The organism is Streptomyces sp. ME19-01-6, from assembly GCF_033793745.1.
Lineage (GTDB): Bacteria > Actinomycetota > Actinomycetes > Streptomycetales > Streptomycetaceae > Streptomyces.
Window position 1 is genome coordinate 227,422 of the sequence record NZ_JARAXF010000010.1, and the last position, 15,472, is coordinate 242,893.

Here is a 15,472-nt window from a genome sequence, read left to right on the forward strand (position 1 = left end):
CTCCCATCGTCGGCTTGCCTGGCAACAGCCGCCCATTCTCGGGCCCACACCTTCGAGGGGTCACGTACCGCCGGTCCGCACCGCCGGGCCCTCGTCCGGCCCGTGCCACGACTCCCACAGGGCCGCGTAGGGGCCGCCGCGGCCGATCAGTTCGCGGTGCGGACCGGCTTCGGTGATGCGACCGTCGTCCAGCACGACGACCCGGTCGGCGTCGTGGGCGGTGTGCAGCCGGTGCGCGATCGCGATGACGGTCCGCCCTTCCAGTACGGCCGCGAGCGACCGCTCGAGATGGCGCGCGGTCCGGGGGTCGAGCTGGGCCGTGGCCTCGTCCAGCACCAGGGTGTGCGGATCGGCGAGCACCAGACGGGCCAGCGCCAGCTGCTGGGCCTGCGCCGGCGACAGGCGCGCCGCTCCGGAACCCACCTCCGTGTCGAGGCCGAGGGCCGAGGCCCACTCCCATGCGTCGATCGTCTTCAGGGCCTTCTCCAGCTCGTCGTCGGCGGCCTCCGGCCTGGCGATGAGCAGGTTGTCGCGCAGGGTGCCGCGGAAGACGTGGTGTTCCTGGCTGACGAGGGCGACCTGGCGGCGCAGCTCCGGCAGCGGAAGAGCGTCGAGGGGTACGCCGCCGACGGTGACGGAGCCGGTGCGCGGGGTGTGGATTCCGGCGAGCAGTCGGCCGAGGGTGGACTTGCCCGCGCCGGAGGGACCGACGATCGCCAGCCGTTCCCCGGGCCGGATGACCAGGTTCACGTCCCGCAGGATGTCGTGTCCCTCCCGGTACGCGTAGTGCACACCACGGACCTCGATCCCCTGACCGGCGGGCGTGTGCACGGCGTCCTGCCCGGCCTCGGTGTGCCGGTCGGGCAGCGCCTGGCCCACTCCCAGGATGCGGGCCAGGGACGCGCCGCCCACCTGCAACTCGTCCATCCAGAACAGCAGCCGGTCGACGGGCCCGATGATCTGCTGGACGTACAGGGTGGCGGCGGTCGCGGCCCCGAGGCTCACCGCGCCGTCGACGTAGAACAAGCCGCCGACGACGAGGGTGGCCGCCACCGGGAGCATGTAGGCGGTGTCCGCGAACGGCAGGTACACGCTGCGCAGCCAGAGGGTGTGGCGTTCGGCGGCGTAGGACTCGGCGATGTCGCGGTCGGTCCGGGCCAGGCGCCGCTTCGCGATGCCCAGCGCCTCCACCGTCCTCGCCCCGTCGACGGTTTCCGTCAGTCCCTCGGTGAGCCGGGAGTACGAGGCGCTCGCGCGCAGATACCCGGGCCGGGCGCGCCTGAGGTACCAGCGGGTCGACGCCCACAGGACCGGCACCGCCACCAGACTGGGCAGCAGGAGCAGCGGGCCGGCCAGGGCGATCGCGCCCAGGGTGAGCAGGATGGTACACAGGGCGATCAGGGTGTCGGGAGCCGCGAGCTGCACGGTGCGCGACAGGACGTCGATGTCCCGTGTGGTACGCGCGACCAGGTCCCCGGAACCGGCCCGTTCCACCGTCGTCAGCGGCAGCTCCAGCACCTTCCTGACGAAGTCCTCCCGCAGCCGGGCGACGATCTTCTCGCTGAGCCGGGTCGAGGTGACGGTCGCATAGCGTTCCAACAGGGCCTGGGCGGCCACCGCGGCACAGATGACGGCTCCCGCGGTGGCGGCGGTGCCCGCGTGGCGTCCGGCGTCCTGGACCAGGTCGCCGAGCATCCAAGGGGCGACCAGGCCGGCGGCCGCGGCCAAGGAGTACAGCAGCAGCGAGGCGGCCAGTTGGCGTGGGTGGAGCAGGACGAGGCGCCGGGCGTAGGCCCGTACCTCGGCGGCGTCGGCGACGGGCAGGGTGGATTGCGGCTGACTCATGTGGTGACGACCTCCCGGGTGACCACGGACCGGTAGCGGGGATCGTTCAGCAGCTCGTAATGCGGACCGGTGGCGACGACCCGTCCGCCGTCCACCAGCACGGCCTGGTCCGTGTGGGCCAGGAGGATCGGGCTGGTGGTGAACACCGCGGTCGTCCGGCCGGAACGGTGTGCCGCCAGACGGGCGGCGATCCGGCCCTCGGTGTGGGCGTCGACGGCGTTGCTCGGTTCGACCAGGATCAGTACCTCGGGGTCGGCCAGCAGCGCCCGGGCGAGCCGCAGCCGTTGCTGCTGGCCGCCGGAGAACTCGCGCCCGCCGACACCGATGTCCCCGTCGGTGCCGCCCGGCAGCGTGTCCAGGAGGTCGAGCGCCGAGGCATCGTCCAGGGCCTGCCGTATCAGCCGCTTGTCGCCCAGGGCCCGGTCGCGGGGGTCGAGTTCGGTGCGCAGCGGTCCGGAGAAGAGCGGGGAGTCGTTGTCCGCGACCAGGATCAGGCGCCGTGCCTCGGCCAGGGGCAGAGCGGACAGCGCCACGCCCCCGTAGGAGACCTCCGAGTCGGTGTACCGGCCGAGCCGGTCGGCGAGCGGGGCCGCGTCCTCCTGCTCGGTGCAGACGACTCCGACGAACCGCCCCGCGGGCAGGACAAGACCCGACTCCGGGTCGGTCAGCTCGGACGCGTCGGCGGGAGCGGCGGCGGTGCCCGTCGCCGGCTCGGGTTCCAGGGCGAGGAAGTCGGTCACCTGCCGGGCGGCCACCAGGGCGCGGGTGAGCTGGTCGATCATGCCCGTGATACGGCTCAGCTGGTCGGCGAGGAACACCGCGAAACCGTAGAAGGACACCAGCGCTCCGGCGCCGATCCGGTCGGTCTCGACGTAGTGTGCGCCCAGGGTGACGATCGCGGTGACGAGCAGCCCGGGCAGCAGGATCCGCGCGGCGGATATCCAGGACTCCACACCGGCGACGCGCACCCCGTGGTGCCGCACCCGCTGGGACGCCTCCTGATAGCGCCGGGCGAAGACCTCCTCGCCCCCGATACCGCGCAGGACGCGCAGGCCGTCGACGATGTCCACGGCCAGCCCGGTCATCGCGCCCTGGCTCTCCCTCAGCTCCCCCTGCCGACCGTGCAGACGCCGCATGAGCAGGGTCATCAGCCAGGCCATCAGCGGCACACCGGCCAGGGTCACCAGGCCCAGTTGCCAGGACGTGGCGAGCATGATCCCGGCGACGACGACGGTCGAGACGACCGCGCCGCTGCCCCGGGCGGTGCTCTCCAGGGCCGCCCCGATGCGGGTGATGTCGGCGGCGCCGACACTGACCACCTGGCCGGTGGACACCCGCTTGGGCAGGGTGGCCCCGAGCCTGGTGGCGTGCCGGGTGACGTACTGCATGGTCAGGTAGCCGGCGCCGAACCGGTTGTTCTCCGAGCTGCGGTCGCGCAGCATCCCGGAGAGTGCCTGGACGACGCCCAGGGCCAGGACCGTGCCGCCCCACAGCAGCAGTTCGTCCCGCTGCCGGGGGATGAGACCGGCGTCGACGCCCCGGCCGACCGCGGCGGGGACGAGTCCCTGGGCGAGGGCGCAGACGATCCCGCAGGCCGTGGCGAGCGAGATGCTGCCCCGGCGGTCGGCGATGAGGTGGAGCAGATAGCGAAGTGGCGAGCGCGTGTCCGGGGTGCCCGGACGGGGATCTGGGATGGGACGCATGTCACCCAAACAGTGGTCTCGTGGCCTCGGACATGAGCCAGGAAATGGCTACAGACATGAGCCAGGAAATGGCCTCAGACATGAGCCAGGGAGCGGTGGATACGGGAGGGGGACCCGATATTACTACTACCTTTTGACGCCGTAGGTCAGCCCGTGTTCGTACGGCAGGCCCGAGGTGGTCCGCACGTCCTGGAAACCGGCCGTGCGCAGCCAGTCCTCGTAGTCCCTGGCCGGATAAGCCATTCCCTGGCCGCTGGCGAGGACGTTGAGGTAGAGGGAGAGCCGGGCGGAGAAGATGCCGGCCGTCTCGTCGTCGGACACGTTGTACCCGTAGACGAAGACCCGGCCGCCCGGGGGCAGGGCCTGGTGCGCCTTGGTGAGCAGGGCGACGATCTGCTCACCGGAGAAGATCTCCAGGACATGGCTGAACAGGACGCCGTCGACCCCGGTGGGGAAGTCGTCCTTGAACAGGTCCCCGGGATGATGTCGCACCCGGTCGCCCAGGTCGGCCGTGGTGTCCTCGGCGAGCCCGGAGACGCTCGGCAGGTCGAAGACGGTGACCCGCAGGTCGGGGTGGCGCCGCACGAGGTGTGAGGTGGTCGTCGCGTCGCCGCCGCCGACGTCCAGCAGGTGCCGGACGGAGGAGAGTTCGGGGTGGTCGAGGAGCGCGGGAAGCGACCGCAGGGTGAACGCGCTCATCGCGGCGTGGAACAGCGCTTCGCGTTCGGGCTGGTGGGACAGGCGCTGGTAGAGGGTGGGTTCGTCGCCGGGATAGGCGGCCAGGGCGGTGTTGGTGCCGGCCCGCAGCGCGGTGGTCATCTGCCCGAACGCCGGGTAGTAGACCTCTTTCCAGCCGATGAGGATGTGCCGCCAGCTGTCGGGCCCGTCCGGGACGAGCAGGTCGCGTGCGGCGTCGGAGTTGGCGTAGCGCCCGTTCTCACGGCGGAGCAGCCCGGTGACACACACGGCCTGCAGCAGTACGCGGAGTTGGTGGGCTGGGAGTCCGGTGGCGGCCTGGATCTCCTCGAGCGTCGAGTCGGGCCGCGAGTCGAGGAAGCGGAAGATGTCGCACTCGACCGCTGTGGCCACGGCGTTGAACAGGGCCGGGGCGTTCACAAGAAAATGGAAGCGGTTTACGACAGGATCCGAGGACCGGTCAGCGTCGAAATCGAGCGAATTCGACCATAAATCTTGAGTCATCAATGGTTCTTTCTTCGATGCATACATGTCCGCTGAATAACGGCTGAGCAATCGCCGAATAACCGAGGGTGAACCTAACATGATCTCAGGCGAACGGGCAAGGGATATGCTCGCGAAAGTTTCGTCCGTATTGCCCCGTTCCGCCACTCAAGGGGTGTGGTTGTTCGGAATTCCGAACGGCTTGCGAATCTTGCTTGACGGAGCATATTGACCGTCGTACAGTGAGATCGCTTTCTGTCGCTTTCGCGACCATGCCACCCGTGAGAACGCGGCTGTATTGGCCTCCCCGTAGGTTTACCGTACCGGGCCGTTTCCCGTGGTACCTCACGCATGTCCAGCTCCGCTGCTTTCAGATCCATGGCCCGCATCGGGCTCCATCCGTTCGTCCAGCACTCAGGGGGAACAGATCGCCATGCAGCTGAACAGTTACGACGAATGGTCCACGCTCAAAGAGGTCATTGTGGGCTCGGCGGTCAATTACACATCGCATGAGCGCGAGTTATCGTTCGACCTCTTCTTCCACGACAACCTGATCCGGACCGAGTGGTACTATCCGCGGCTGCGGGCCTCCGGGCCGGCCGGCGGGAGCTCCAGTTCGCCGATCAAGCAGCGCTACGTCGAGGAGCTGCGGGAGGACATCGAGGGGATCGTCAGCGCTCTGGAGTCGCTGTCGGTGACCGTACACCGCCCGCTCGATGTGCACGAGACGACCTCGCAGGTCACCACGCCGGCCTGGTCGGCGGCGGTGGTGCCGCCGCTCAACGTCCGGGACAACACCCTCATCCTGGGTGACGAGATCATCGAGACCGCGCCGATGATCCGGTCCCGCTACTTCGAGACACAGTTCCTCACCCCGGTCTTCAACGAGTACTTCCGGCAGGGCGCCAGGTGGTCCGTGATGCCGCGCCCGCTGATGACCGACGCCTCCTTCGACCTCTCCTACGCCCGCACCGGCACCGCGGGCGGGCCGATGGAGCCGGTGGAGGATCCGCAGCCGTCGCCCTACGACGTCGGCTTCGAGATGATGTTCGACGGCGCGCAGTGTCTGCGGCTGGGCCGCGACGTGGTCGTGAACATCTCGACGGAGAACCACGCCATGGCCTGCGACTGGCTGGAGCGTCATCTCGAAGGCCGTTTCCGTATTCACCGCGTCCACCGCCTCAGCGACAGCCACATCGACAGCATGGTGCTGGCACTCGGGCCCGGAAAGCTCCTCGTCCGTTCGCCGGAAGTGGTCGACCAGCTGCCCGCTCCACTGCAGAAATGGGATGCGATCGTTCCGCCTCCGCCGGAGGGCAACAACTTCCCCGAATACGACGACGGCGACCTGATTCTCACCAGTCCGTTCATCGATCTGAACGTACTCTCGGTGACCCCGGACACGGTTCTGGTGAACGAGGCGTGCCCGGAATTGATACGGACGCTGGAGAACCATCGATTCACGGTGGTTCCGGTCCGGCACCGGCATCGGCGGCTGTTCGGCGGTGGATTCCACTGCTTCACCCTGGACACCGTACGAGAGGGAGGGCCGGAGGACTACCTCGAATGAGTGGGGCGCGAGTCGTGGCCGTGGGCACGGCGGTTCCACCACATTCGTACACCCAGAGTGAATTACTCGAGGAATTCCACATCACCGATCCACGGATCAGGTCGGTTTTCCTGGGCGGCGCGATCGAGCGCCGCCATCTGCTCCTTCCCCCTCGCGGGCCCGACGGGACGCGACAGCCGGAGACGCAGGGCGATCTGCTGCGCAAGCACACCGCGGGCGGACTGGATCTGGGCCGAAGGGCGGTCGAGACATGCCTGGAGCGGGCGGGCCTCGCCTTGGGCGATGTCTCGTACCTGTGCTGCGTCACCTCGACCGGATTCCTCACCCCCGGCCTCTCCGCGCTGCTGATCAAGGAGCTCGGGCTCAACCGGCACTGCACCCGGCTGGACGTGGTGGGCATGGGCTGCAACGCCGGGCTCAACGCCCTCACCGCGACCGCCGGCTGGGCCGCCGCGCACCCCGGCGAACCGGCGCTCATGGTCTGTGTCGAAACCTGCTCGGCGGCCTACGTCTTCGACGGGACCATGCGGTCGGCCGTGGTCAACAGCCTCTTCGGCGACGGCGCCGCGGCCGTCGCCGTCGTGGCCGCAGGCCCCGGGCAGGACGGGCCGCCGGCCGCGGCGGGACCGGAACTGCTGCGGTTCTCCAGCCGCATCATTCCGGAGGCGGTCGGCGCGATGCGCTACGACTGGGACGACGACCACGGCAAGTTCAGCTTCTACCTCGACCCCGACGTGCCCTACGTCGTGGGGGCGAACGCCGGGCCGGCGCTGGAGCGGCTGCTCGCCGGCACCGGACTGCGTCCGTCGGGCATCGCCCAGTGGATCGTGCACTCCGGCGGCAAGAAGGTCATCGACGCCATCCGGGTCAACCTCGGCCTGACCCGTCACGACGTCCGGCACACCCTGAGCGTGCTGCGGGACCACGGAAACCTGTCCAGCGGGTCGTTCCTGTTCTCCTACGAACGGCTGGCGGCCGAGGGCGCGGTGGCGCCGGGCGACATCGGTGTCCTGATGACCATGGGACCCGGTTCGACGATCGAGATGGCCTTGGTGCGCTGGTGAGCGCGGAGGAGGGCACAGTGAAGGCGAACAACGACGAAACGGTCCTGCCGGCGGATGTGGCCGACGGGCTCGGCGTCGGCGTGGAGATCGACGGCGCACGTCCGCTCGCCGACCTGACGGCGGCGGTGAACGCGGCCTGCGACCGGGCCGAGGAGCGTGAGGGACGGAGCGTCGTGGTCCTGCGGCTGGCCACCGCGCTGCCCGAGCACCGGGCCTGGCCCGGCGCCGTCGAACTCCGGGACGTCAGCCGCTGGGAGAAGGCGCTGCGCCGGCTGGAGCGGCTGCCCACGATGAACATCGCCGTCGCCCGGGGCACCTGCGGCGGTCCGTCCCTGGACGTCCTGCTCACCGCCGATTACCGGATCGTCACCCCCGATCTGCTGCTGCTGCCACCGGTCAACGACGGGCACTTCTGGCCCGGGATGTCCGTCCACCGGCTGGTCCAGCACCTCGGGGTGGCGAGGGCGCGACAGATCGTCCTGTGGGGCGACGACATCGAGGCCGAACGGGCCATCGAGGTCGGCCTCGTCGATCAGGTGACCGAGAGCGTCGACGAGGCACTGCACACGGCCGCGGTCCTCATGGGCCGTATCTCCGACGCCGAGCTCGCGGTACGGCGGCAACTGCTGTACGACGCCGCGTCGACGCCGTTCGAGGACGCGCTCGGGCTGCACCTGGCGGCCTGCGCCCGGGAGTTGCGGCGCCTGGACGCCGAGGGCTCCCGGGAACTGGAGGACAACCGATGACGCCCCTGGCCGCACCCGCGCCCTCGTTCACCGGAAAGCTCCGGGCGGACGGAGAAACCCTCGCCCGGTACGCGGCCGACGCCGATGACCTGCTCGCCTCCCTGCCCGCCAAACCCGACCGCGACGAGGGCCGGCGGCGGCTGGCGCAGGAGGCCCTGGAGTCCTGCCGGGCCGTGCGCGGCGCGTTCCTGGACCGGCACGCCGACGAGGTGTACGCCGCGCTGACCGACGGCCTCACCCGTCATCTGCGGTTGACACCCCTGGTCCACGCCGCGGCCGAGCGGTTCCCCGGGCTGGTACCGACGCGTGCGCAGCTCGACGCCGAGCGGGGGCACGTGCAGGCGGACAAGGAAGGCCGGGAGATCGACCAGGGCGTCTTCCTGGCCGCCCTGCTCAGGTCCGCCACGGCCGGGCCGCACCTCATGGACGCCATGCTGTTGCCCACCGAGCGCGCCACCACCCTGCTCGAGGAGTTCCGTCGCAACGGACGCGTGGCGCTGGAGTCGGTCCTGCTGGAACGGCGCGGCGAGCTCGCGTATGTGACGATCAACAACCAGCACTGCCTCAACGCGGAGGACGAGCGGCTGGTCGAGGACCTGGAGACCGCCGTCGACCTGGCGCTGCTGGACGACGCCGTGCGGGTCTCGGTGCTCCGCGGCGGCGTCATGACGCATCCGCGGTACCGGGGACGGCGCGTGTTCTGCGCCGGCCTGAACCTGTCCGACCTGCGCAACGGCGCCATCTCGCTCACCGGTTTCCTCCTCGGACGTGAGCTCGGCCTGGTGGCGAAACTGGTGCACGGGGTGGTGACCGACCCCGACCAGGGCGCCTGGGCCCGACGGACGGTACAGAAGCCGTGGATCGCGGCGGTGGACGCGTTCGCCATCGGGGGCGGTATGCAGCTGCTGCTGGCCTGCGACCACGTCATCGCCGAGCGGGACGCCTACTTCACCCTGCCCGCCGCCCAGGAGGGCATCGTGCCCGGTCTCGGCAACCTCCGGCTGACCCGTTTCACGGGCGCCCGGCTCGCCCGGCGGATCATCCTGGGCGGGCAGCGCGTCCGGGCCACGGACCCGGAGGCCGTGCTGCTGTGCGACGACGTGGTGCCCGCCGAGGAGATGGACACGGCCATCGCGCGCACCGCACGGGATCTGGCCGCACCGGCCGTCGCCGCCAACCGGCGCATGCTCGTGCTCGCCGAGGAACCGCCACAGCTGCTGCGCGCGTACGCCGCGGAGTTCGCCCTCGTCCAGGCGGAGCGGCTGTACAGCCCCGACGTCATCGACAAGGTCGAACGGCGCTGGGCCGCCCGCTCCTCGGCCAGGCGGTGACCGGACCGGTGACGGAGCTGAACCGGTCCTCGCTGCACGGGTCGGTCGGGGAGCCGTCGCTGGAGGCCGTCCGCTTCCTCAACGAGGTGATGAGCCGCCATCCGGAAGCCATCTCCTTCGCCCCGGGCGCACCCCACCCCAAGGCCGTGGGCGACATCGACACGGAGCGGTACGTGCGCGGCTACCTCGAGCACATCGCGGGCGGCGACCGACCGGCTCTGGAGCGGGCACGGCGCAGCCTGTACGAGTACGGCCCCAGCATCGGCCTGATCAACGACCTGATCGCGGACGCACTGCGGCGGGACTGCGGTATCGATGTGCCAGGAACGGCCCTGGTCGTCACCGTCGGGGCACAGGAAGGCATGTTGCTGGCGCTGCGCGTGCTCTTCCGGTCGCCCGGTGGGCCGGCGCGGGATCTGCTGGCCGTCCCCAACCCCAGCTACGTCGGCATCACCGGAGCCGCCCGCCTGCTCGACATCGACATGGTGCCGATCCCCGAGGCCGACGGCGGCATCGACGTCGACCTGCTGGCAGCAGCCTGCGCCGAGGCCCGCCGGGCGGGCCGACGGATCCGCGCCTGCTACGTCGCACCGGACTTCTCCAATCCGGGCGGGACCCGGATGACACCGGCCGCCCGGCACCGTCTCCTGGACCTCGCCGAACGCGCCGACCTGTTGCTGCTGGAGGACAGCGCCTACGGATTCACCGCGGGCCCGGACGACGGCCTGCCCACGCTGAAGAGCCTGGACCGGACCGGCCGGGTCGTCCACATCGGCACCTTCGCGAAGATCTGCTTCCCCGGCGCCAGGGTCGGCTACCTCGTCGCCGATCAGCCGGTGCGGGCACAGGACGGGACGGTCAGGCCGCTCGCCGACGAGATCGCCGTCGTCAAGGGCATGGTCACCGTGAACACCTCGCCCCTGTGCCAGGCCGTGATCGGCGGCATGCTCCTGGCGCACGGCGGCTCCCTCGCCGAACTCAGCCGCCGAGGAGCACAGACCTACCGGCGCAACCTCGCCCATCTCGTGGGCGCCCTGGACCGGCATCTGCCGCCCGGCGCCGTGCCGGGCGTGCACTGGAACCGGCCGGACGGCGGCTTCTTCGTCACGATGACCCTGCCCGTGCCCGCGGACGCCGCGCTGCTCGAGGTGTCGGCATCGGCGTACGGGGTGCTGTGGACCCCCATGGCCCCCTTCTACCTCGACTCCACGGGAGACCGGATGCTCCGCCTGTCCTGCAGTTACCTGGACCCCGACCGGATCGACACCGGTGTGGCCCGGCTGGCCGACTTCCTGAAGAACGAGACGGGCCCGCGCGGCGGGGTCCGGTCATGACCGGGCCCCGGCCGATGCCGACGGTGCGGCGCGGGTTCTTCGACCCGCCGCCAGAGCTCGCCGAATACCGCGAGCAGGATCCGCTGATGCGCCTGAAGTACCCCGACGGGCACGTCGGCTGGCTGGTCACGGGGCACCGCCTGGCCCGTACCGTCCTCGCCGACAGCCGGTTCAGCGCCCGGTCCGAGCTCAAGCGCGCTCCGGTGCACCGCCCCGGCGCCGACCCCTTCTACGGGAAACCGGCCCTGCCCGGCTGGCTGGTCGACATGGACCGCCCCGAGCACACCCGGCTGCGCCGACTGCTCGCCGGACAGTTCACGGCACACCGGATGGAGGAGCTGCGGCCCCGTATCCACCGCATCGTCGAGGACCACCTGAACGAGATGGAGCGGCGGTCAGGCCCCGTCGACCTGGTCACGGCGTTCGCCCTTCCCATCCCGTCCCTGGTGATCTGCGAACTGCTCGGTGTGCCCTACGACCGGCGCGAGGCGTTCCAGCGGGACAGCGCGACCCTGTTCCGGCTGGACGCCACCGCGGAAGAGGCGGCCGGGGCCATGGAGGGGCTGGAGGCCCTGCTCCGCGAGGTGACCGAGTACCAGAGTCGGCCCGGCGGCAGCGGACTTCTGGGCGCTCTCGCCGTCGGCGGCCAGATGAGCATGGCGGAGATCACCGGGACGGGGGTTCTGCTGCTCACCGCCGGGCACGAGACGACTGCCTCCTCACTGGCCCTGGGGGTGTTCGCCCTGCTGTGCCACCCCGAGCAGTTGGCGGCACTGCGCGCCGACCCGGCGCTGGTGGACGGCGCGGTGGAAGAGCTCCTCCGTTACTTGACGATCTTTCAGTTCGGGGTGCCGCGCACGCCGCTGGAGGACGTGGAACTCGAAGGCCGGGTCATCAGGGCGGGGGAGTCGGTGACCATCTCGCTGCCCGCCGCCAACCGGGACCCCGACCGGTTCGAGGACCCCGACCGGCTCGATGTGACCCGGCAGGCCAGGGGCCATCTCGCATTCGGGTACGGGATACACCAGTGCCTCGGCCAGAACCTGGCCCGCGCCGAGATGCGCACCGCGTTGCCCCTGCTGCTCGCACGGTTCCCGCAGCTTCGGCTCGCGGTGCCCGCCGAGCGGGTTCCGCTCTCCCACGACATGGGTTTCTACGGGGTCCACCGCCTGCCGGTCATCTGGTGAGGACCCTTCCCAGGCCTCTCCCACGCCGCCGCCGACCACCGACAGGAGCCGACCATGGTGAAGGTGTACTCGGTCACGCCGGAGTCCGTACCGGCGCGGTCCTCCGCCGTGCACGACACTGCTGCGGAGGGCTTCGCCGAACGGCTGACAACGACCGCCCGCGCATCCGAGCGGGCGGGCTGGGAAGGCATCCTGGTCCCGCACAATCTGCACGAGGTGGATCCGTGGATCGTCGCGGCCCACATCGGCTCGGCCACCCGGACCCTCGTACCGCTCCTGGCGCTCCAGCCCGCCGCCACCCCTCCGCACACGGCGGCCCTGTGCGCCGCCGCCTACGCGATGCTCCACGGCCTGCCTCTCTACTTCAACCTGGTGGCCGGCGCACGCGACGACGAGATGCGCAGGATCGGTGACGACCTGAGCCACGACGAACGCTACGCCCGGCTGCGCCAGTACGGACATGTGCTCAGGCGGCTGCTGCGGGGCGAGACGGTCGACGCCGAGGGCCCCTACTACACGTACCGCGGCTTCCGCCTGGAACCGCGGCCCGATGTCCTGTCCCGCTGCCGGATCTTCGTCGCCGGCTCCTCCTCGGCCAGCGTGTCCGCGGCCAAGGAGATCTCCGATGTGGTCGTCACCCACCCACTGCCGTACGAGGAGTGGCACCGCACGTTCCTGCGGCCGCTGCGGGCCGACGACTACATGGGGGACATCGGCATCAGGATCGGCATCCTGTGCCGTCCGGACCCGGAGGAGGCCTGGAAGCTCGCGTACGAGCGCTTCCCCGACTCCTGGATCGGACGGCAGGAGACGCTGCTGAAGACCATGTCGCAGAACACGTGGTCGCGACAGCTGGCACAGCGCGCCGTCGAGGCCGACGGGCGGCCCGTCGACGTGGAGCGGAGCACGTACTGGCTCGGTGCCTTCCGCAGCGGTCTGGCCAGCGCCCCCTTCCTGGTGGGCGGATACGACGAGGTCGCCGCCCGCCTCGGCGACTACGTCCGGGCGGGGGTCGGGCATGTGCTGCTCAACGGGGGACTCGACGAGGACTTCGAGCATACGAGGGAGGCCGTCCGGCTCGCCTCGCGAAGGTGAGCCGCGGGGGCGAGCGTCGAACTTTTCTGCCGGTTGTCACTCCTAACTGCCGGTCTTTATTTCCGATTTGTCCTTGACCCTCCTCCGGCCGCCCTATTAACGTGCTGTACCGGTTCAGTAAACGCTTGCTCACCCGTGAGTACCTGTCGGCTCTCCCTGTTGCCTGAGCTGCCCAAAACTGAGCCGCCCGCATCCCGGAGACCGGTTTTCTGCATTTCGCTGTAGTTGATGCAAGTAAACGCACTCATGGAGACGGTGAAAATGATCAGCTCGTGCCACATGGAAGAAATTGCGCAGCGATCGATATGTGCTCCTGGACAGCATTGGGAATTGCGGGAGAAGCTCGACGACTGCGGATTCGTCATTCTCGAACCGGGCGGGCCGGACGAGCGGGCCCTCGATGAAATCATGCCGGAGCTCGGCAAACCGGTCGAATACGGCTTCGGCACCAAACTCACCCTCGAACCGCAGGAAGCGTCCGACAATCTGCAGTTCACCACCAGTGGAATGCCGTTGCACACCGACGGGCCTTTCAATGCGGGTCCGCCGGTCAAATACATCGGCATGTACTGCGTAACGGCTCCCGAAGTGGGCGGGGAGTCGCTGGTCGCAAGCAATGCCGCGTTCTTCGAGCACGCCCCGGCCGATCTGCTCGAAATCATGGACGACATCGTCATCGAGTACCGGAACCGGATCTCCGGCTATTACAAGGACCGGCCCGCGGGGAGCCATCCTCGGGTGGCGCCCGTTCAGATCGATCCGGAGACCGGTGAGCGGAGACTGGTCATCGGTCTCACCGACCCCGACGATCCGATGCGCACCCATGATGCGGTGGTGGTCGGCTACGGGGAGGCGGAGAGCGCCGAGTTGCTCGGCAGAATCAAGACGGTGCTGCACCTTCCGAGCGTGCTGTACGCCCACAAATGGCGGGTCGGCGAGGTGATGATTATGGACAACCGGCGGGTCATCCATGGCCGTGCCGCCTTCCCGGGTCAGCCCCGCAAACTGGTCCGGCTGTCGGTTTCTTGAGAGCGGGTGTCAGATGAACAGGTATCCCTCGGTTCTGTTGGACGTCCGTAGCCGGCGTACCGGCCTCATGACACGGCTCGACTCCGCCGCGGAGCCCAGCGAAACGGGCCATCTCATCGTCGAGGAATTCGGCCGGGGATGGCCGCTGCCCTCCGGCGATATCGACAGCTGCAACACGATCGAATGGACCGAACAGCAGGTCACGGTCCGCACCAGCCGGCAGAACCCGACGATTCTGTACTACTGGGGTGAGCCCGGTGGCGGCCGCTTCCTGATCGGGACCGACCTGGCCGAACTGGCCGCGCGGGCCATCGTCCGTACGGGTGCGGAACCTGATCGTGCCGTGCGGGTCCGCTCCCTTCTGGAGTCGATCCACAAGATCGGCGGCGGCCGGACGGTGGTGTTCTCCCGCTCCGCGGACGGCGGCACGGTGGAGGTCACCGAGACGGTGACACGAGGCTGGAAGGTCGCGCCCATAGCGGGCGAGACCCCGGTGGAGGCAGGAAACCGGCAGATCGAGGCGCTGCTCCAGGAGATCACCGCCAGCGGCAAACCGCAGCCCGTCACCGCCGTGGTGTCCGGTGGCGTGGACTCCGGGCTTGTCGCCGCGCTGGCGCAGCAGGCCGGAGTGCTTGATCACCTCGCCACGCTGGGCACGCCGTGGGGTGATGAGTACGCCGCGGCGGATGAGCTCGGCGCCCATCTGGGGATGACGGTCCGCCATGTCGCGCTGTCGGAGGACGACATCCTTCGAGCCCTTCCGGACATGGTCCGGATGCTGGGCAGGCCGAGCCGGGAAACCGTCGCCGGGGGCGTCAGTCTCGTCGCGGTCTATCGGCAGGGCCAGATCCCTCCCGGCACCGTGCTGACCGGCGTCGGTGCCGATTTCATCAACAGCGGGCTGCGCGTCGAAGCGGGCGCGGTGTCCGATCTTCAGCGTGCCGTCGCCGACTGTCTGGCCGATGCGGCGCTGGCCGGCGAGTTGTCCGGCGTGGCAGCCGCGGCACACGGTTATGCCCTGCGCCATATGTACTGGAACGCGTCCGTCATTCAGGCTGCCCTCGACACGGCGCCCGAAATCATGCGCTATCGCGATCGCGAGAAAGGGCATATGCGGGCGGCCGCGGAACGACTTCTGCCGCAGAACATCGCATGGCGGGCCAAGCAGGCTCTGCATCACGGCAGCGGTGTCGATCGCAATCTGGACGGCGCCATAGCCCGTCGTATCGGCATGGACACGGTCGATGTCGAACGGTTCTACGAGCTCATCACCTGTGAACTGGTGAGCCAACTTGTTGATTCACCGCATGAGCCGGTCGACTCGGACGGCTGCCTGGAGGCGGCGATATCCGCTTACATCCGTGAGTACCGCTGAGGACGGGGGACGAG

12 protein-coding genes are annotated in these 15,472 nt (G+C 69.6%); 9 read left to right on the top strand and 3 right to left on the bottom strand.

Annotated elements, in window-relative coordinates:
* Positions 1-60: 60 nt before the first annotated feature.
* The 3 genes from PV419_RS24015 to PV419_RS24025 form a co-directional block, all read right to left on the bottom strand.
* On the bottom strand, positions 61-1,845 hold the full coding sequence (locus PV419_RS24015; RefSeq protein WP_319692079.1) for an ABC transporter ATP-binding protein: 1,785 nt from the start codon (positions 1,843-1,845) through the stop codon (positions 61-63).
* Positions 1,842-3,548 (bottom strand): ABC transporter ATP-binding protein, encoded by a 1,707-nt coding sequence (locus PV419_RS24020; RefSeq protein WP_319692081.1) that lies wholly within the window; start codon positions 3,546-3,548, stop codon positions 1,842-1,844. The genes PV419_RS24015 and PV419_RS24020 overlap by 4 nt, the downstream gene beginning before the upstream one ends.
* A gap of 126 nt (positions 3,549-3,674) precedes the next feature.
* Positions 3,675-4,664, bottom strand: coding sequence for a methyltransferase (locus PV419_RS24025; protein WP_319692082.1), 990 nt, complete (start codon positions 4,662-4,664; stop codon positions 3,675-3,677).
* A 496-nt stretch (positions 4,665-5,160) separates the two neighbouring features.
* Between PV419_RS24025 and PV419_RS24030 the strand changes: the two genes are divergently transcribed.
* The 9 genes from PV419_RS24030 (at position 5,161) to PV419_RS24070 (ending at position 15,458) form a co-directional block, all read left to right on the top strand.
* The gene (locus PV419_RS24030) at positions 5,161-6,297 is read left to right on the top strand and encodes a glycine amidinotransferase (RefSeq protein WP_319692084.1); all 1,137 of its coding nucleotides are present in this window, start codon (positions 5,161-5,163) and stop codon (positions 6,295-6,297) included.
* On the top strand, positions 6,294-7,361 hold the full coding sequence (dpgA, locus tag PV419_RS24035) for a 3,5-dihydroxyphenylacetyl-CoA synthase DpgA (protein ID WP_319692086.1): 1,068 nt from the start codon (positions 6,294-6,296) through the stop codon (positions 7,359-7,361). The genes PV419_RS24030 and dpgA overlap by 4 nt, the downstream gene beginning before the upstream one ends.
* 17 nt (positions 7,362-7,378) lie before the next feature.
* Entirely contained in the window at positions 7,379-8,107 is a 729-nt protein-coding gene (gene dpgB, locus PV419_RS24040) for an enoyl-CoA-hydratase DpgB (RefSeq protein ID WP_319692088.1), read from the top strand.
* Positions 8,104-9,438, top strand: a complete 1,335-nt coding sequence (gene dpgC / locus PV419_RS24045) for a (3,5-dihydroxyphenyl)acetyl-CoA 1,2-dioxygenase DpgC (protein ID WP_319692089.1) — start codon at positions 8,104-8,106, stop codon at positions 9,436-9,438. The genes dpgB and dpgC overlap by 4 nt, the downstream gene beginning before the upstream one ends.
* Positions 9,439-9,446: 8 nt before the next feature.
* Positions 9,447-10,772, top strand: a complete 1,326-nt coding sequence (locus PV419_RS24050; protein WP_319692091.1) for a PLP-dependent aminotransferase family protein — start codon at positions 9,447-9,449, stop codon at positions 10,770-10,772.
* Positions 10,769-11,959, top strand: coding sequence for a cytochrome P450 (locus tag PV419_RS24055; RefSeq protein ID WP_319692092.1), 1,191 nt, complete (start codon positions 10,769-10,771; stop codon positions 11,957-11,959). Before PV419_RS24050 ends, PV419_RS24055 begins: the two co-directional genes overlap by 4 nt.
* Positions 11,960-12,013: 54 nt before the next feature.
* Positions 12,014-13,054, top strand: a complete 1,041-nt coding sequence (locus PV419_RS24060) for an LLM class flavin-dependent oxidoreductase (protein WP_319692094.1) — start codon at positions 12,014-12,016, stop codon at positions 13,052-13,054.
* A 246-nt stretch (positions 13,055-13,300) separates the two neighbouring features.
* Positions 13,301-14,083 (top strand): TauD/TfdA family dioxygenase, encoded by a 783-nt coding sequence (locus tag PV419_RS24065; protein WP_319692096.1) that lies wholly within the window; start codon positions 13,301-13,303, stop codon positions 14,081-14,083.
* A 67-nt stretch (positions 14,084-14,150) separates the two neighbouring features.
* A complete protein-coding gene (locus PV419_RS24070; protein WP_319692098.1) occupies positions 14,151-15,458 on the top strand; it encodes an asparagine synthase C-terminal domain-containing protein in 1,308 nt (435 codons plus the stop codon).
* Positions 15,459-15,472 lie beyond the last annotated feature (14 nt).